The following is an 18,482-nucleotide window of genomic DNA, read 5'->3' as shown; positions in this document are numbered from 1 at the left end:
TAAAGGACCTTCCCCATGCCCCACGCACCCGTCCGACGGCGGCACCACCTCCGCCTGTCCCTCACCGTTGCCATGGCGGCGGTGGGCGCGCTGCTGCTCAGTTCCTGCACGGCCCTGGCCCCGGCGCCGGATGCGACAGTCATCTCCAGCGCTGACGCGGCGGTCATCGGCGACGTGCCGGCGGACCTCGCCGGGTTCTACGCGCAGGTGGTGACGTGGACGGCGTGCAGCGGAGGCTTCCAGTGCGCGAAGATTGAGGTGCCCCTGGACTACGCCAAGCCGCGCGGCACCTCGATCAAGCTCGCCGTCACCCGGCTGCCGGCCTCCGGAAAGCGGCTCGGTGCCATGCTGACCAATCCCGGCGGGCCGGGCGCCTCGGGGGTGGACATGGTGGTCAACAGCGGAAAATCCTACTTCTCGAAAAAGCTGCGGGCGGCCTACGACATTGTGGGATTCGACCCGCGCGGGGTGCAGCGTTCGGAACCGGTGAAGTGCCTGGACGACGCCCAGACCGATGCCGCGCGGCAGAAGTCCTACAACATGGCCGACGATGCGGGCTTGAAGCAGGCCGAAGCGGACACCAAGGTGCAAACAGAACTGTGCGTGAAGAACACCGGGCCCGTGCTGGCGCACGTTGACACGGTCAGCTCGGCCCGGGACATGGACATCCTGCGGGCCGTGGTGGGCGACCCGAAGCTGAACTACATGGGCTTCTCCTACGGAACCAAGCTGGGCGCCACCTATGCGGGGCTGTTCCCGTCGCGGGTGGGGAAGTTTTCCCTGGACGGGGCGCTGGATCCGTCGCTGGACATCGACCAGGTGTCCATGGGCCAGGCCGTCGGCTTCGAAAATGCCCTGCGGGCGTGGGCGAAGAACTGCCTCGGCACCAAGGACTGCCCGGTGTCCGGCACCGTCGACGGCGCGATGGCGCAGATCCGCGAGCTGAACGACGTCTATACGAAAACGCCACAGCAAACGTCTGCCGGGCGGGTGGTGACGGGGACCGAGTTCACCAACGCGCTGGCATTCGCCATGTATTCCACCGACCTGTGGGATCCGCTCTCCGGTGCCCTGAAGCAGGCCTTTGCCGGTGACGCCTCCGGCATGCTGCAGCTCGCCGACTACTCCGCCGACCGCTCCAGCGACGGCAAGTACAATTCGAACACGGCGGCGGCGTTCACCGCCATCAACTGCCTGGACTACCCGATGAACTCCGACACGGCCCACATGCGGGCCGATGCCGCAGCCCTGAAGAAGGCCTCGCCCACGTTTGGCGAACTGCTGGCCTACTCTGGTTTGACGTGTAAGTACTGGCCTTACCCGGCCACCGGCAAGGCGGAAACCATTTCCGCGCCGGGGGCCGGCCCCATCCTGGTCATTGGCACCACCGGCGACCCCGCCACCCCGTATGCGTGGGCGCAGGCACTGGCCAAGCATCTTGATTCCGGTGTTTTGGTCACGTGGAAGGGCAACGGGCACACCGCCTATGGCCGGGCGAACGCATGCTTGACGTCCGCCGTCGACGGCTACTTTGTGGATGGAAAGGTGCCCGCCGGCGGAACCACCTGCTAAAGCCGCTGCCGCCGATTTTGTACATGGGCGCCGGCATATTAGAGTTGATTCTTGTGTTCGCCCAATGATCCCGCAATGGGTTGTTGGACGATGACAGGCCTCCATAGCTCAGTTGGTAGAGCGTTTCACTCGTAATGAAAAGGTCAACAGTTCGATTCTGTTTGGAGGCTCCAAAACCCCTGAAATCCGCGGATTTCAGGGGTTTTTTCTGCCCGCGGCGTGCGGTCCGCCCGCGGTTGTTGAATCGGGGCGAGCGCACATGGATCACCACCCGGCGCCGCAGCTGTGATTCCCTTAGCTGCCCGCCGCCACGGATGACGGAATGGAAATTTGAGGCCGATAGGTCAACCTCAAATCTCCATTCCGTCATCCTGCACGCCGGGCGGCCACGCCTTTAGCGTGAACCTGTGCTGTCACCGGACAGCTTGCCCTCCCCCCGGGAGTAGCTGCCAGGTTCCACCAGCGCGCCCATTTCCTCAGCGGAGTGCTGCAGCATCAGGTCCGCGTCTGTGCGCGAGGCCTCGTCGTCGGCCGCTTCCTGCAGCGCCGACTTCATCCGCAGCGGCGGCGTCTTGAAGAACAAGGCCAGCACGAATGCCAGCAACACCACCATGAGCGCCACCCAGTAAATGACGATGGTTGAAGTGGTGAAGCCGGTCAGGAACGGCTTGCTCAGCGCCGGATTGGCTCCCTTCAGGAACGACGTGTCATTGAGCGCGCTGCCCCCGGCCGCCGAGGATCCGGATGCCGACTTCAACTTTTTCGCAATGGTGGGCGCAACCTGGTTGACTACCTGGGTCCGGACGTCGGGCTTGGAGAAGTCGAGCGGCTGTGCGGGCACCGTGGTCTCGGCCACTGGCTGCGCCACGCCCTTGGCGACGAGTGCCTTCACGCCGGCGGCATGTGCCGCCTGCTGCGCGCCCTTCTCCACGGGAGTCACGATATCCGTGTAGATCAGGCTCATGATCGCCTTGTTCTCGGGGGCAGTCGCCACCGACGGGGTCATGGCCGCGTCGAGGGCACTCTTCAGCGTGGGTCCGTCGGAGAGGGAGCTCTGGATGTTCAGGGGCATGATCGTGAACAACAGCGACAGCATGACCGCGGTGCCCAACGTTCCACCGATCTGACGGAAGAACGTGGACGCACTTGTCGCCACGCCCATGTCCCGCAGGCCCACCGAGTTTTGGCTGGCGATTGTCAGGGTCTGCATGAGCTGGCCCAGGCCCAGGCCGATCAGCAGCATGCCCCCGGCGACGAACCAGAAGGACGAGTCAAATTTCAAGAAGGTGAGGTACAGGAACCCGGCGGACATCAGCCCCGTGCCGAGGATCGGGAACATCCTGTACCTGCCGGTGCGGGCGATCAACTGGCCACTCCCGATCGAGGCGATCATCAGGCCCAGGATCATCGGCAGCATCTGGAAGCCGCTCTCGGTCGGTGTTGAGCCGAGCACGATCTGCAGGTAGAGCGGAATGGTCATCATGGCACCAAACATACCGAAACCAACCAGCACGCCGATGATGGTGGCCATCGAAAACGTCGAAGAGTGGAAAAGCTTGATGGGAATCAACGCGTCATCCTTCATTCGGATCTCGATGAAGATGAATGCGATGACGCCGACGACGCCGATCACGTAGCAGGCGATGGCAGCCACGCTGGTCCAGCCCCAGACCTGGCCTTCCTCGGCCACCAGCAGCAGCGGCACGAGCGCGACAATAACAGCGGTCGCACCCCACCAGTCGATGCGCACCGAATGGCGGTCAACCTTGGGCAGGTGCAGGAAGCGGAACACCATGGCCAGCGCTGCAAGGCCGATGGGCACGTTGACGAGGAATACCCAGCGCCAGCCGGCGATCCACAGGATCTCGCTGGCCCCGGAGAACAGGCCCCCGATGAGCGGGCCAATCACGCTCGAGACACCGAACACCGCCAGGAAGTAGCCCTGGTATTTTGCCCGTTCGCGCGGGGCAAGCATGTCACCCATGATCGCCAGCGGCATCGACATCAGGCCACCGGCACCGAGCCCCTGCACCGCGCGGAAGGCGGCAAGTTCAATCATGGAGGTCGAGAAGCTTGAAAGGACGGATCCGATGATGAAAATAACAATCGCAAAGATGAACAGCGGACGCCGCCCGAAGATGTCCGACAGCTTTCCATAAATCGGGGTGCTGATCGTGGAAACGATCAGATAGGCGGTGGTCACCCAGGCCTGAAGGCTCAGGCCGTGCAGGTCATCACCGATGGTGCGGATGGCGGTGCCGACCACCGTCTGGTCCAGGGCTGAAAGGAACATTCCCGCCATGAGACCGAAGATCACAAATAGGATTTGGCGGTGGTTCATGACGGCGCTGCCGGCGGGACTGGGACCGGATATGGGCGGCAATGGTTTTTCGCTAGACATGCGTCCTCAAAGGTTTGTGCAGGATGCCGCTGACACCGGCATCACGGCGTCGTGGGCGAAACGAAGAATGTTGCGCAGAGTGGAACGTTACTCTCCTGAACTTCGCCGGGCAATGCAAAAACTCCCAGAAAGGCTCCTGTTTCGCGCAAGGTGAACATGCGGGCCGGATCTATCATTGGCGCATGAGCGAGAAATTGCCGTCACCGCGGGCAAAGTCCCACGATCCAGGACGCGCCCCGGGCCGGGTCCATTGGATGGAACTGTTTTTCGACCTGGTCTTTGTTGCCTTTGTGGGGCAGCTCGCACACGGGATCCACGGCAATCCCGGCTGGGCCGAGTTTGGCACCTTTGTGCTGCTGTTCTTCCCAGCGTGGTGGGCGTGGGTGAACATCGTCTCGGTGGTCAACCTGCTCCCCGGCCTGTCCTCCCGGGGCCTTGGCGTGGCGATGCTCGCCGCGATGGCGGCGGCCGGCCTCATGGCGGCTGCCGCACCGGAAGCCTTCGGCGCCCGGGCCTGGGCATTTTCACTGGCCAATGCGTCCATGCGTGGGGTGCTGCTGGTCCTGTGGCTTTACCAGCACCGGCAAAAGTCAGCGGATACACCGTGGCGCATTTGGATCTACAACGGCGGAACGGCTGCGCTCTGGCTCGTGGCGGCCATGCTGCCCCTTCACGTGGCCGTGATCCTGTGGGCGGCCTCGATCGCCGTCGAGGTCGCCATGGTCCTGCTTGGCGGGCACCTGTGGGCGGACAGGAGTGTCAGCGGCATCAACATCGAGCATGCGTCGGAGCGGCTTGGCCTCTTCGTCATCATCGTCCTGGGCGAATCCGTCTTCACAATCGTCAGCGAACTCTCGACTGGCTGGGGTCCGGCCGGCGGCCTGGCCGCAGTGCTTGGATTCCTGGTGGTTGCCCTGCTCGGATGGGCTTTCTTCCAGTACGGCACCGGTACGGTGGCCACGGGGCTGGAGCGGCTGCAGTCCCGGTCCGACTATGCGGGAATCCTGCAGACCACCGTGTTCATGCCGTTCCTGCTTGTGGTTGGCGTGACGGGCGTCGCGGCAGCCATCGCAACGGCCATACCGGCGCCCTTGGAACCGCTGCCGTTCGGTGCGGGCATCGCGCTGGGCGGCGGGCTGGCCCTTTTCTATGCCACCAACGCCATGGTGTCCCTGCGCTACGGCCGGCCGCTGAACACCGTGTTGCCGTGGGCCGTGCCGGCCGTGGTGGCCGCAGCCTTGCTCATCCCGGCAAGCGCCACGGTTCCCGCCGCCGTCGTCCTGGCCCTTGCCGTGCTGATCCTCCTGGCCCTCACCGCCTACGTGGAGATTCACCGACGGCGGCGCTAGGCGCCTAAAGGTGCCGCAGCATCGCAGCCACGGCGCTCAGATACTGCCCGTCGTCCTTGGTTCCCGCCACGGGAACGCGGAACAGCCAGCCTTGCACCAGGGCGAGAACCGCCAGCCCGACCGCGGCTGCCGCCTGCCGGGCAGCCGCGGCATCCATGTCCCGGGCATCCCGGTACCAGGCCGCCAGATACGCTTCCATGTGCTCGAGCAGCCGGCCATATGCGTCGCGGGCGATGGCGCCGATGGTGTCGGAGTTCGAGGACATGCCCCAGACCTGGACCACCAGGCCGCCGTCGCGCAAGGGGCCGGCGATCGAACCCATGAACTCCAGCAGCGCCTCGGCCGGATGCGGCACAGGCGATCGGGCGGACAGCTCGTCCAACACCGCCACCCTGCCGCCCACCACGCGCCGTGCCAGTGCGGCGAGCAGTTCGTCCTTGCTCTTGTAATACCCATAGATGGCGCCTGCGGAAAGCCCGGATTCGCTGATGATGTCGGCCATCGACATCGCGGCAAAACCCTCACGCCGGGCACACTCCATGGCGGCCTGTTCGATGCGCAGGCTCATGAGCGCTCGATGTTCATCGGAAATACGTGGCATGTGTCGCACAATACCAGTAAAAAAGAATGATCGTTCTTGACGTGGCGGGTCTGCGATGGCTTAATAAAGAACGACCATTCTTTTTATCGCCAAGTTTTATCTCCGAGGAGCACCCATGTCCACCACCGCCCCGCCCCACACCCGCTGGGGGTTGACGCTTGCAACGGCGGTTGGCTCCGCAGCCGTCGTCGCCGTCGTGTTGCTGGCCTTTCTCTGGCCATCAGTAACCTCCAGAGTGCACAACCTGCCCGTGGTCGTCTCCGGCAGCGGCCCAGCGGAAACGGCCCTGCACGCGCAGCTCGAGAAGGCCGGCGTTTTCGCGATCAGCCCCGCGGACAACCGGGCCGCCGCCATTGCCGCGGTCGAAGCCAGGGATGCCTACGGGGCGTTTGTGGTTGCCCCGGACGGATCGGGCGTGGATGTCTTGACAGCATCCGCCGCCAGCCCCGTCGTCGTCCAGATCATGAACCAGGCAGCCGCCGGCATTTCCCAGGGCATGGCGCAACAGGCCGCCGCAGGGCAGGCGGCACGCGTGCAGGCCGCCCTGGCCTCCGGCAGGCTGTCCGCCATGGCCTCAGCCTTGCAGCCCGTCCCGGCACCCAAGGTGACCGTGACCGACGTCGCGCCCCTGAACAAGCAGGATCCCCGCGGCACGGGACTGGCCCTGCTGGGGCTTCCCCTGGCAATGGGCGGGATGATTGGCGGCGTCCTGATCTCGCTGGTGGTGACCGGCTTCCGGCGCCGACTGGCCGCCGCGGGCGCCTACGGTGTTGCGGGCGGCCTGGGCCTGGTTGGCATCCTGCAGGGGTGGTTTGGCATCCTGTCCGGCCCTTACCTGCTCAATGCCTTGGCCATGGGCCTTGGGCTGTTCGCCATCGCGATCACGATCGTTGGCCTCGAGTCGCTGCTGGGCAAGCCGGGCATCCCCGTCGGCGCCGTGCTGACCATGTTCATCGGCAACCCAATTTCCTCGCTAACCTCGCCGCTGGAATTCCTGCCGTGGCATTGGGGAGAGATCGGCCAGTGGTTCGTGCCGGGCGCCACGGGCACGCTCCTGCGCGACCTTTCCTACTTCCCCAACGCCGCCCAGGGCGTGCACTGGTTGGTACTGGCAGCTTGGTCGGCGGCCGGGATCGCCCTGGCCATCCTGGGCCGGCACCGCAACGAGGAGGCCGTGCACCTGCCGTCCACGCTTGATGCTTCAGGGCACGACACTTCAGGGCACGACGGCGGCGCCCGCCATGGCGCCGACCTCTCGGCGGCGTCCGCCTGAGAAGCGGCCAGCCGTCATTGAGGCGCGGCTAGCCGTCCCAGGGGAAAACTACGCCCTCGCCCACGACCTTCAGCGACAGCTGGGTGCCGGGGCGGGCCAGCATGGCGTTCCAGTGCCGAATACTGATCACCTCGCCGCCCACGGGCTGGTGCGGATCCACCGGTTCCGACGGGTCCACCGCAATCGGGGCCAGCTGGATCCGCACCGTGGTTTCCGGTCCAAAGTAGTCCGTGTCAACCACGCGGCCGTGGATGTTTCCGCCCTCTGCGATGCGGATCTGCTCCGGACGCAACATCAGGTGGACCCGGCCCTGCACGGAAGGGCGGCGCACCGGAATGCCGCCCAGGGAGCACAACGCCAGCGAACCCTCCATCCACGCTTCAAGGATGACTGCATCGCCGAGAAATTCAGCCGTGGCCCTGTCGGACGGCCGCGTGTAGACCACAAACGGGCTGCCAATCTGGGCCAGCCTGCCGTCGCGCATCACGGCCACCTGGTCGGCAAAGCTCAGCGCCTCGGCCTGGTCGTGGGTAACCAGGATGGTGGTCACCCCCGCATCGCTCAGGGTTTTGGAGACGGCCCTGCGGGTGGCCACGCGCAGGCCGGCGTCGAGCGCGCTGAAGGGCTCATCCAGCAGCATCAGCTCCGGCTGCCGGGCCAGTGCACGGGCCAGGGCAACGCGCTGCTGCTGCCCGCCGGACAGCTGCGACGGCCTCCGCTTGGCATAGGCGGGATCCATGGAGACCATTTCAAGCAGCTCGGCCACGCGGGATGCAGCGGCCCTGCCGCGAACGGGCAGCCCAAATTCAATGTTCTGCCCCACGCTCAGGTGCGGGAACAAGGCGCCGTCCTGCGCCACATAGCCAATGCTGCGCTTGTGCGCCGGCAGCCAGGCGGACGGCCCGGCCACTTCCACGCCATCCAGTGCGACGCTGCCGGCGTCGGGCGCCTCAAAGCCGGCAATGAGCCGCAGCAGCGTGGTCTTGCCGGATCCGGAAGCGCCCACAATGGCCGTGGTGCGGCCCTGCGCCACCGTCAGGTCAACCCCCTTGAGCACCTCCGTGGCGCCAAACGACTTCCTGACACCGCTGACCAGCAGGTGGTCGGTGACGTGGGCGGCGTCCGGCGCAAAGGCAGGAGCGGGGGACGCGGCCGGTGCGGGCCTGCGCGGTGTTGTCACTGTCCGGCTGCTTTCTTGGATTGGGCAAAAAGAAGGTACGTCATGGGCGCGGAGAGCAGAATCATCAACAACGCGTACGGCGCCGCACCAGTGTAGTCAATCTCGCTGCTGAGCGACCAAAATTCCGTGGCCAGCGTCTGGGTGCCGTTCGGGGCCAGCAGCAGGGTCGCCGTCAGCTCGTTCACGATGCCCAGGAAAACCAGCGCCGCCCCGCCCGCCGCGGCAGGGGCGGTCAGGCGCAGCGTGACCTTGAGAAACGCCACCAGCGGCGGCTTGCCCAGGGCCTGTGCGGCCTCGTCCAGCTCCTTGGGTGCCTGAGCCAGCCCGGCCCGCAGGTTCACCAGCGCGCGCGGCATGAACAGCAGTGCATAGGCTGCCACCAGCACGACGGCGGTCTGGTAGACCGCGGGCACGTTGTGGATGCTGATGGTCACCAGGGCCAGGGCCACCACAATGCCGGGCATGGAGCTGGATATGTAGTTGGCGCCTTCGAGCAGTTTGGTGACGGGGCCGGGGTGCCGGACCGCCAGGAAGGCAAGCGGGAAGGCAAGTGCGGTGGTGACCAGTGCGCCCGCCAAACCGTAGCCAAGGGTTTGCAGGAGGGCAGTGGCCAGTGCGCTTCCGGTCCAGATCCCGGGGCCGCCCACAATGAGCCAACGCACCACGTGGAACAGTGGGACGCCCAGCGCCAGCACGGTCAGCGCGGCCAGTCCCAGCTGCCCGGGGATCTCCAGCCGGCCCATCGGAAGGCGGGGCGGGTTGGCCTGCACGCCGGAACCCACGCGGGCGTAGCGGGCGTTGCCGCGGGTCTTGGACTCACCCAGGAGGAGCAGCAGGCAGAACAGCACCAGCACGCTCGCCAGCATGTTGGCCGCGGCCCCGTTGAACGTGGAGCGGAACTGGTCGTAAATGGCGGTGGTGAAGGTGTCGAACTGGATCATGGCGAAGGCACCGTATTCGGCCAACAAGTGCAGCGAGACCAGCAGGGCCCCTCCCGCCGCCGCCAGCCGCAGCTGCGGCAGCACCACCCGGAAAAACACCTTCCAAGGCCCCAGTCCCAGGGAGGAACCCGACTGCTCCAGTGCAGGGTCCATGCGGCTGAGCACGGCGGCCACTGGAATGTAGACAAGCGGAAAATAGGAAAGCGTGGAAATCAGCACACCGCCAAACACCCCGCCAAGGGACGGGATGGCGCTGACCCAGGCGTAACTGTTGACAAAGGCCGGGATGGCCAGCGGCGCCGCAAGCAGCACGGCCCAGGCCTTGTGTCCGCGCAGCCGGGTCCGCTCCACCAGCCACGCCCCGGCGATCCCAATCACCACACACAGCGGAACGGTGATCACCACGAGCGCCACGGTGTTAAACAGCAATTCGCCGACCCGCGGCCGGAAAACCAGTTTCTCAATGGTGTCCCACCCGGCATTGGCGGTCATGGTGGCCACGTACCCCAGCGGGAGCAGGGAGAACGCGGCAATCAGGGTGCAGAGTACGACGACGGGCCAGGGGCCGGAGCGTGTGCCCCGGCCCCCGCCTGCGTTACGTAAGTTGTTCGAGCGCGGCTTACGTTCCGCCGTCGTACTTGTGGGAATTGACATCACTACTAGAGTAGACCGGCTTCGGTCATGAGGTCCGTGACCTTCTGGGAGTTCAGTTTGGCCGCATCCACCTTGGGCGCCTGCAGATCCTTCAGCGGAACCAGCTTCGAGTTGGCGGCAACGTCGCTGGCGACCGGGTACTCAAAGGACGTGCCGGTTTGCAGGATCGTCTGGCCGGCCTTGCCCGTGATGAATTCCAGGAACTTCTCGGCATTGGCCTGGTGCTTGCTGGAGGCCAGCACGCCGCCGCCGGAGATGGAGACGAAGGCCCCGGGGTCCTGGTTCTTGAAGTAGTGCAGGGCCACGTTGTTGGAGTTCTCGCCGGTCGCGGCCTGGTCGCCAAACCAGTAGTAGTGGTAGATGATGGCCCCGTCAACCTCGCCGGCGTTGACCGCCTTCATGGCCGTGCTGTTGCCCTTGTATGCCTTGGAGTTTTCCTTCATGGACTTCAGCCATGAGAGCGTGGCGTCCTCACCCTTGAGCTCCAGCATGGCGGAGACGATGGCCTGGAAGTCTGCACCGGAGGGCGAGGCGGCCCAGCGGCCCTTCCACTCGGGGGAGGCGAGGTCCATGATGGACTTCGGCAGCTGCGCCTGCGTCAGCTTGGATTTGTTGTAGGCAAAGACGGTGCTCCGGGCGGCGATGCCGGTCCACTTGTTCGTGGAAGGACGGTACTCGGCGGGGACCTGGCTTTGGATCTTGGCATCGATGCCGGTGAACAGCCCGGCGTTTTCCACCTGCGTCATTGCCGGTGAATTTTCGGTCAGGAACACGTCCGCCGGCGACTTGGCGCCTTCGGCGATGATCTGGTTGCTGAGTTCGGAGTCGTCGCCGTTGCGCAGCGTGACCTTGATGCCCGTTTCCTTGGTAAACGCATCAACCCAGGACTGGGTGAGCGATTCGTGTTGGGCGTTGTACACCGTGATGGCATCCGTTGCGGAGCCCGAGGCGCCCTCGGATGCCGCAGGGGCGGTGCCGCCGCTGCAGGCGGCCAGGGCGAGCACGGAAACTCCGGCGATCGCGGTCAGCGCAGTCCGGCTGAGCACAGTCTTGTTGAACCAAGTTTTCATGGGGGCCTTTCGGCGTAGAGAGAATTAGCGAACCTTTGTCAAGCGTAATACGAGGATAGGCGAGGCTACCCTCAGAACCCCCACTTTGTGACACAGCTCTCTTGGATTGCGTCACATTTCCGTGCCCAAAATGGACTCGGTCCAAAGACGGGCGCTGGCGCTACTTTTTGGCCAACAGTTCCGCCGCCCGGTTGACGTGCTCGTGGACCAGTCCGGCCCGGCGTTCGACGCCGGACACCTCCCCTGCACCCAGCCTCACCATCGCCGCTGCCTCGGCAGCCGTGGCCAGCGCATTGCCGGCACGGGAGAGTTCGCGGTGGACGTCGTTGAGGTAGCCGCCGGTGCCGGTGGGGATTTCCATGCCTTCGCTGGGCGCGATGGCATGGGCCTGGGCCGCTATGGTGCGGACCACTGGCAGCAGGTCCGCCAGCGCGTTGGCGATCGGGACGAGTGCGGCATAGTTCTCCGCCGGGCCGTTGCCGACCGGCCGTGCGCCCGGCTGGCCCTGGTCCTGCCCTGCTTCCGCGGCGGGGGCCGGGTGCGCCGCGTCGTCCGCCACACCTTCAAGCATCTGGTGGAACCTGTCCAGGCCACGACGGAACCTGTCGTGCGCACGGCGCCACACGCCCTTGCCGAGTTCGGCGTCATCGCGCCTGCCTTGGCGGCTGGCGCCTAAAAGTCCCTTGAGCATTCTTCCCGCATCCGGTCTCAGGCGATGGCGGTCAGAGGTACTGGCCGGGGCCGCCGGCGTCGGACTGGCCGGATCCCGCGGGATGGCCCTGCTGCTGGCCCATGGATGCGCGTTGGGGTTCGCCGTTCTCCCCCACCACCACGCCGGGGGCAATGACGGTCCCGGGCGGCAGCTGGTGCATCTGCAGCCGCGCCGCGACCTGCTGGTTGGCCATGGCCTGGGCGGCGATGGCGGTTTGGATGCCGTGGAACAGGCCCTCCAGCCAGCCCACCAGCTGGGCCTGGGCAATGCGCAGCTCCGCGTCCGACGGCGCCCCGGCTTCCGTGAACGGCAGGCTCAGCCGGTGCAGCTCCGCCACGAGCTCAGGCGAGAGCCCGTCCTCAAGTTCTGCGATGGAGCGGTCATGGATTTCGGCCAGGCGGGCGCGGGCGGCGTCGTCAAGCGGTGCACTCTTCACCTCGTCAAGCAGCTGCTTGACCATGGTGCCGATCCGCATCACCTTGGCCGGCTGGTCGACCATGTCGGCAACGCTGGCGTGTTTCCCATCCTGCGCCCCGGACCGTGAACCTGCCTGTGAAGCTTCCGGCTGCGGCTCCCGGGCCGGCTCGAAGCCGTCCGGCGCGGCACCCTTGGTGCCGGTGGCGGAATCGTCCATTACCTTGCCCTCTGCCGCAGTTCCGGCGGCTTGGGAGTGCGCCTTGTCAGTCATATGGCCAGTCTCTCACGACGTCCTGCAATCTTTTGGACAAATTCCTGCAGCCGTCGCGCTCAGCGCGCCGACCGCAGTGGCTGCGCACCGCGACGGGTATGCCCCCAACGCCTCCGTCAGCTTCGGGGGTACGGCACACCGGAAATCCACCCAGAGTACAGCTGTGGCGACCTCCGCCAGCGCCGTCGCGGTCCAGAGTACAGCTGTGGCGACCTCCGCCGTCGAGAGAGAACCACAGCTGTACTATCGGCGCGGAACGAGGGCCGCCAGCCACCACAGCTGTACTATCGGCACAGTTCCAGAGCCGCGGGTGGCCGGAGATGCACGCCGGAGGACGACCCCCACTGCGGGAGGCCAGTGCTCCGCCTTTAGCAGCAGCGGCCCTCGGGGCTGGCGTCCTGGCGGTCCATTTTGTCGCGCCAGAACTCCCTGACAGTCATGGGCGGAGTCGCGCAGCCCGTGCTCTGGTGGTGGTCCAGGTATTTCTCATAGGAGTCCTCCCCCAAGACGCCCTTGAAGTACCTCTTCACGGAGGCCAGAAGCGACGCCACCCGCCGCAGCAACCCCATGGACAGGGCCTGCATGGCTAGTGGTCCGCCCTGACTGTTTCCGTGCCGGAATCCGCCCATTGCTTTTGGATGGCACGCTCGGCAGCCGTCGGAATCACGCTGGCCGGGGCAAAGATGCGCGACGCCACTGCCGGATCTTCCATGCCGGGTCCCCCGCCGGAGCGGACGGACCGGATGGAGACCAGGACCGCCGTCGTAATCACAATGATGGAAAGGACCACAAAAATGATGGACAGTGTCCCCTGCACCGAGGTGTTGCGCACCACCGCCTCCATGGCTTCCACCGTCTTGGCGGTGCCAAAGTGGGTCTTGCCGTCGGCCAGCGCCTGCTTGAAAGCGTTGTGCTGCGCCCAGTAACCCACTGACGGAACAGTTGAGAAGATCTTTTGGAAGGACGCGACGACGGTGACCACCGTGACGAAGGCCAGCGGGAGCGCCACCATCCACAGGTACTTGACGCGGGTGTTCTTGGAGATGATGGCCAGGCAGACGGCCAGTGCAATGGCGGCCAGCAACTGATTGGCGATGCCGAACAGCGGGAACAGCGTATTGATGCCGCCCAGCGGGTCGGTGACGCCCATGACCAGGATGGCACCCCAGCCGGCAACCATGATGGCCGTGGTCACCCAGGAGCCCAGGCGCCAGGACGTGTCCTTGAACTTCGGCACAAAGTTGCCAATGGAGTCCTGGAGCATGAAGCGGGCCACGCGGGTGCCGGCGTCGACCGCGGTAAGGATGAACAGTGCCTCAAACATGATGGCAAAGTGGTACCAAAAGCTCATCATGGCCTGCCCGCCGGCCACCTGGTGCATGATGTGGGCCAGTCCCACGGCCAGTGTGGGGGCGCCCCCGGTACGCGAGACGATGGACTGTTCGCCGACGTCGGACGCGGTTTGTGCCAGCGTGGCCGGGTCGACGTGGACGCCTGTCAGGCCCAGCGAATTCACGAACGCGGCGGCACCCTCGATGGTGCCGCCGGTGGCAGCGCCCGAGGCGTTCATGGCGAAGTAGATGCCGCGGTCAATGGACAGGGCGGCGACGAGGGCCATGATGGCCACGAACGACTCCATGAGCATGCCACCGTAGCCGATGTAGCGGCTCTGGCGTTCCTTTTCAATGAGCTTGGGCGTCGTGCCGGAGGCAATCAGCGCGTGGAATCCGGAGAGCGCTCCGCACGCGATGGTGACAAAGAGGAACGGGAACAGCGAACCGGAGAACACCGGGCCGTCGGAGCGGCCGGCGTATTCACTGAACGCGGGTACGTTGATGGTTGGGCGCACCAGCACGATGGACGCCGCCAGCATCACGATGGTGCCGATCTTCATGAACGTGGAGAGGTAGTCGCGCGGGGCCAGCAGCAGCCACACCGGCAGGATCGCGGCGATGAAGCCGTAGATGATGATGGCCCAGGCGAGAGTGGTGCGGTCCAGGTGGAAGAACGCCGCACCCCATTCGGTGTGGGCCACCATGCCGCCGCCGATGATGGCTGCGAGGAGCAGGATGAAGCCGATCACGGAGACTTCCATGACCTTTCCCGGGCGCAGGTATCGCAGGTACACGCCCATGAACAGGGCGATCGGGATGGTCATGGACACGGAGAACACGCCCCACGGGGATTCGCCGAGGGCATTGACAACGACCAGCGCGAGAATGGCCACGATGATGATCATGATCAGCAAGGTGGCGATAAGCGCCGCGGTGCCGCCAATGACGCCGAGTTCCTCACGCGCCATCTGGCCCAGGGAGCGGCCGCCGCGCCGCATGGAGAAAAAGAGCACCAGGTAGTCCTGGACGGCGCCGGCAAGCACGACGCCGACGATGATCCAGATGGTACCTGGCAGGTAGCCCATCTGGGCGGCCAGGATGGGGCCCACCAGGGGGCCGGCGCCGGCGATGGCGGCAAAGTGGTGGCCGAAGAGCACGTTGCGGTCGGTGGGGACAAAGTCCTTGCCGTCCGCCTTATACTCGGCAGGGGTGGCCCGCTTGTCATTGGGTTTGATCAGGTACTTTTCAATGACCTTGGAGTAAAAGCGGTAGCCGATCAGGTAGGTGCACACTGCGGCGAACACAAACCAAATCGCGTTCACGGACTCGCCGCGGACCACGGCCAGGACCACCCAGGCCACGCCGCCAAGCAGCGCGAGGGCCGACCAAATGGCAATTTTCAACGGTGTCCATTTGTGCGTTGCTTCCTCCTCAGCGAGGTCAACTGACACGGGTGGAAGGAGCGGATCCTGAACTAAAAGATCCGCGGGGTCGGCGGTCTTCCTCGACGGCTGGGTCATTTTTTCCTTCACTAAACCTGAAATCTGGCCTCTTGAAGCTAGCAGTTATGGCCCGTCACACATGGCGGATGTGGGTCGGGCCATACCGGCCAATCTGCCAGCGGCCCTGTTCCTGCGACGAGCGGCCGCGCGAACCCACCCCAACGCTCCTGCAGATACGGGGTGTTTTTCCGGAACCCTCACCCAATGAGTGAGAGAGCGTCTGTTTGCGCGGACGACGGCGGGAGGTCACCTTGCTGAAAAGGTGATCTACCGCCGTCGTACTTTGGGATGGGCGGGTCAGGCCAGGGTCTGCCTCCTCGTCATCGGCAGCTTCCCCTTGGTCAACACCCACGCCGCGGCCGCGCCAAACAGCGGCACCAGGACCACCAGCGCCCCCATCTGCAGCCACGGCAGCACAATGGGAAAGCCCCTTTGCAGCGACAGCACGACGACAACCGGGATGGCGCCGGCGACGATGCCCAGCACGGTTCCAAGCAGGGCGGTCATGAGGATCTGGGAACCGGCCAGTGCTTTTCGCAGCCTGGAGTCCGCGCCGACGCTGGCCAGCGTGGCGTGGTCGTTGCGGCCGTCGGCGAGCGCCAGCCCGGCCGTTATTCCGGCAGCGCTGAGCGTGATCAGCGCCCCTCCCACCACGATCAGCCACAGGATCAGGTTGACAAATGTTGGCGGCCCTTGCTCCAAGGCGAACCCACCAAACGGCCCCATGAACGGGGCCAACGCGGAGGCCACCTTGTCGCCGGCAGCCTGGCTCAGCGGACCGGCAGCGGTGACCAACAGCGTCCTTTCGTCAAGGGGCATGCCAATCGCCTTGGCAGTTTCCGGGGACACCACACCATAAAAGTGGAGTGGCTTTTCCGGGGTGTCCACGACGGCGGGCAGCGCCTTGGTGCTCAGGGGCACGAAGGCCGGACGCAGATAGGAAGGCCCCTTGGTGGCATCCCCTCCGTACATGCCATAGCTCTGGTTCGCCACTGCGTTGAAGTCGACACTGATCACGGTGGCCGAGCCGGCGTCGTCGGCATAAATCTTGTTCGTTATGACAATGCCGCCGGACTTCAGGGCCTGGCGGGCGGCGCTGCTGGGCTCGCGGCCCAGAAGTGCAGCAAGCTCCGCCTCACCTCCGACAACGATGGGCGGGATGAAACTGCCAAAGTTCGTCGTGTTCATGGCACCGGTGCAGCGCCAGTCGGCCATGTCCTTGGGACGGCCGTCCTTGGCGAGCTCACAGCGGTTGGCGGCTGGTTCAGCCAGCACCCAGCCGGTACAGATTGCCTGGATGTAGTCGCCGTTCTCCGCGACAGTGCCGGAAGGACAAGAATTTGAGGGAATTCCTCCGCGCAGGACGTTGGTCACCACGTCTGCTCCCATGGAGGTTTTCAGGACCCCGGTAATTTTGACGGGGTCAACCTTGGCCACAGTGGGTTTCTGCCCGGCCGCGGGCACGGCGCCCGCACCGGGTTCCATAGGCCCATAGTCCTCATATTGGAGGGGAATGCCCACCTGGTTGAGGTTGTATTGCCATCCGTAAGTGTCATTGGCTTGCTGCATGGCACTTGCGGTGCCGACCATAAGCGCCCCGGACAACGTGGCCGCTGCGAGCACTGCGGCGACGGCCGGCACGGTGCGGCCGTGATTTCGGGCGGAATCGCGTGCCGCAAGGCGGAGCGGGACGGGAAGCCACGCGGTTCTGGCCGTCAGGAGGTCCACGATGCGCCCCGTCAGGCAGATCAGCGCAAAGACGAGCAGCACGGCACCGGCAATGATCAAGCCGATGTACACGGGTTGCCATTGATACATCAAGGGGTCGCCTCGCTTGGCTACGGCGAGGACTCCGCCTGCTGCCATCACAGCCGCCGCCAGGACTGCCAATCCGAACCCAATGCGGACGGTCCATTTGGAGGGTTCGTCGGCTGTCCGCCCGGATTTCAGGGCGGACAGCGTGGCCTGTTTGGATACAGCCCGGGCCGGCACCAGTGCCGCCAGCCAGCCGGCACCAAGGCCCACCGCCACCAGGACCGCGATGCCCAGCCATTGGATGTGCAGGCCGGAAAACAAGACGTGGCCCCCGGCCCGGACAACCAGGACCGCGATGGATGCCGCGGCCGTCCCGAGGACCGCCCCCATGGCACCACCTGCCAGGCCCAGCCAGACACCGCTGGCAGTCACCACCGAGCGCAACATGCCCGTCTCGGCACCCGAGGCCGCCAACAAGGCCAGGTCCCGTTGCTGCCTGCGGGCCCCCACGGCAAATGCGGCACCGGCGAGCAGCCCCACTTCGAGCAGGGCGAGGACACCGATGAGTGCGCCCATCAGCGCCAGGCTGAGGACGTTTTGCTGGCGCGAATCGGAAGCGCCGTCGTTGGGTTGGGAAGGCCGCTCGGCAAGCGGCGGCGGGTCCAGCAGCAGACTGCGCGAGGTGACTTGGACTCCCTTGGCGTTGAACGCGCTGGCGTCCTCCCAGATGATTGGCCTGCTGCCCGCCAAGTAGATCGTCGTGGGGCCACTGATGGTCGTTATCGACTGGCCCGGCGCAAGATAGAGGATGGCGTTGCCATCCGATACCCCGGCATCGCGAAGCTGGCCGACCAGCACAAAGGTGCCGGCCGACGTCGTCAGCTTCTCCCCCAGGACCACGCCAAAGCGGCTGAACAGTCCCGGCGAGCCCACGGCCTGGCCTGCGCCCGCGGGAGCGGCGCCCTTAAGCAGCCTGAATTTCCCTTCAAATGCAGGGTCAAGAACGTCAGTCACGATGGCCTGCAGCGGAACTTGGGCCTCACCGACAGGGCTGGTCACCTGGGTGGACACGACCTTAATAGGCCGGTATCCGGACGGGACTACATCTGCCGGGGCGGAGGCAGCAAAGGTCTTGTCCGGCTCGCCCGTGCTGAATGAATAGCCCAAGTCGCCCCGCACGGATTGCACCATGGTGGCGTTGACCGCACCCAGGCTGCTCAACCGCCCCTGCGTTTGCCCCAGCTCATGCAGCACTGTCTCCTGCGGCGTGGCGAGCATGCTCTGCCCGGCCGTGGCTGCCGCCGACATGCCGAAGACCGGGAGCGCAATCAAAGCGATAATCAGCGCCGAACGCCCCTTGTGTCGGCGGATGTCCCGCCACGCCATGGTCAGCGCCAAACGCAGGCGGTGCCGCCGGCCCCCTTTGACGGGGGCGAGGTCCAGCGCCACC

At 65.5% G+C, this 18,482-nt stretch carries 13 protein-coding genes and 1 tRNA gene; 4 read left to right on the top strand and 10 right to left on the bottom strand.

Annotation, left to right across the window (positions count from 1 at the left end):
• Window positions 1-15: 15 nt before the first annotated feature.
• Both CVV68_RS01970 and CVV68_RS01965 read left to right on the top strand, forming a co-directional pair.
• A complete protein-coding gene (locus CVV68_RS01970; RefSeq protein ID WP_110499307.1) occupies window positions 16-1,572 on the top strand; it encodes an alpha/beta hydrolase in 1,557 nt (518 codons plus the stop codon).
• A 97-nt stretch (window positions 1,573-1,669) separates the two neighbouring features.
• Window positions 1,670-1,745 (top strand) — tRNA-Thr (locus tag CVV68_RS01965).
• 221 nt (window positions 1,746-1,966) lie between these two features.
• Here the strand turns inward: CVV68_RS01965 and CVV68_RS01960 are convergent.
• Window positions 1,967-3,973, bottom strand: a complete 2,007-nt coding sequence (locus CVV68_RS01960) for an MDR family MFS transporter (RefSeq protein WP_245933269.1) — start codon at window positions 3,971-3,973, stop codon at window positions 1,967-1,969.
• Between the two features lie 182 nt (window positions 3,974-4,155).
• Here CVV68_RS01960 and CVV68_RS01955 point away from each other — a divergent pair, with 182 nt between their 5' ends.
• The gene (locus tag CVV68_RS01955) at window positions 4,156-5,322 is read left to right on the top strand and encodes a low temperature requirement protein A (RefSeq protein WP_170133055.1); all 1,167 of its coding nucleotides are present in this window, start codon (window positions 4,156-4,158) and stop codon (window positions 5,320-5,322) included.
• Window positions 5,323-5,326: 4 nt separating this feature from the next.
• On the opposite strand, the gene CVV68_RS01950 is transcribed toward CVV68_RS01955, so the two are convergent.
• Window positions 5,327-5,923 (bottom strand): TetR/AcrR family transcriptional regulator, encoded by a 597-nt coding sequence (locus tag CVV68_RS01950; protein WP_110499305.1) that lies wholly within the window; start codon window positions 5,921-5,923, stop codon window positions 5,327-5,329.
• A gap of 115 nt (window positions 5,924-6,038) precedes the next feature.
• Here CVV68_RS01950 and CVV68_RS01945 point away from each other — a divergent pair, with 115 nt between their 5' ends.
• Window positions 6,039-7,196, top strand: a complete 1,158-nt coding sequence (locus tag CVV68_RS01945; RefSeq protein WP_211320688.1) for an ABC transporter permease — start codon at window positions 6,039-6,041, stop codon at window positions 7,194-7,196.
• Between the two features lie 28 nt (window positions 7,197-7,224).
• Here CVV68_RS01945 and CVV68_RS01940 read toward each other — a convergent pair whose 3' ends face one another.
• The 8 genes from CVV68_RS01940 to CVV68_RS01905 form a co-directional block, all read right to left on the bottom strand.
• Window positions 7,225-8,376 (bottom strand): ABC transporter ATP-binding protein, encoded by a 1,152-nt coding sequence (locus tag CVV68_RS01940; RefSeq protein ID WP_110499304.1) that lies wholly within the window; start codon window positions 8,374-8,376, stop codon window positions 7,225-7,227.
• Window positions 8,373-9,971 (bottom strand): ABC transporter permease, encoded by a 1,599-nt coding sequence (locus tag CVV68_RS01935; protein WP_110499303.1) that lies wholly within the window; start codon window positions 9,969-9,971, stop codon window positions 8,373-8,375. Before CVV68_RS01935 ends, CVV68_RS01940 begins: the two co-directional genes overlap by 4 nt.
• A 5-nt stretch (window positions 9,972-9,976) precedes the next feature.
• Window positions 9,977-11,041 (bottom strand): iron ABC transporter substrate-binding protein, encoded by a 1,065-nt coding sequence (locus CVV68_RS01930; protein ID WP_110499302.1) that lies wholly within the window; start codon window positions 11,039-11,041, stop codon window positions 9,977-9,979.
• Window positions 11,042-11,201: 160 nt separating this feature from the next.
• Window positions 11,202-11,732 (bottom strand): hypothetical protein, encoded by a 531-nt coding sequence (locus CVV68_RS01925; RefSeq protein WP_110499301.1) that lies wholly within the window; start codon window positions 11,730-11,732, stop codon window positions 11,202-11,204.
• A gap of 31 nt (window positions 11,733-11,763) precedes the next feature.
• Window positions 11,764-12,441 (bottom strand): bacterial proteasome activator family protein, encoded by a 678-nt coding sequence (locus CVV68_RS01920; RefSeq protein ID WP_281268260.1) that lies wholly within the window; start codon window positions 12,439-12,441, stop codon window positions 11,764-11,766.
• Window positions 12,442-12,809: 368 nt separating this feature from the next.
• Window positions 12,810-13,025 (bottom strand): YbdD/YjiX family protein, encoded by a 216-nt coding sequence (locus tag CVV68_RS01915; RefSeq protein ID WP_438502603.1) that lies wholly within the window; start codon window positions 13,023-13,025, stop codon window positions 12,810-12,812.
• 2 nt (window positions 13,026-13,027) lie between these two features.
• Complete coding sequence (locus CVV68_RS01910; RefSeq protein WP_110499300.1) at window positions 13,028-15,295, bottom strand: carbon starvation CstA family protein; 2,268 nt, start codon at window positions 15,293-15,295, stop codon at window positions 13,028-13,030.
• A 279-nt stretch (window positions 15,296-15,574) separates the two neighbouring features.
• Window positions 15,575-18,481, bottom strand: coding sequence for an ABC transporter permease family protein (locus CVV68_RS01905; protein ID WP_110499299.1), 2,907 nt, complete (start codon window positions 18,479-18,481; stop codon window positions 15,575-15,577).
• Between the last annotated feature and the right edge of the window lies 1 nt (window position 18,482).

Source organism: Arthrobacter livingstonensis (genome assembly GCF_003219815.1).
Lineage (GTDB): Bacteria > Actinomycetota > Actinomycetes > Actinomycetales > Micrococcaceae > Specibacter > Specibacter livingstonensis.
Note: the sequence above shows the minus strand (reverse complement) of the source record. Positions and strands in the feature narration are given on the sequence as shown.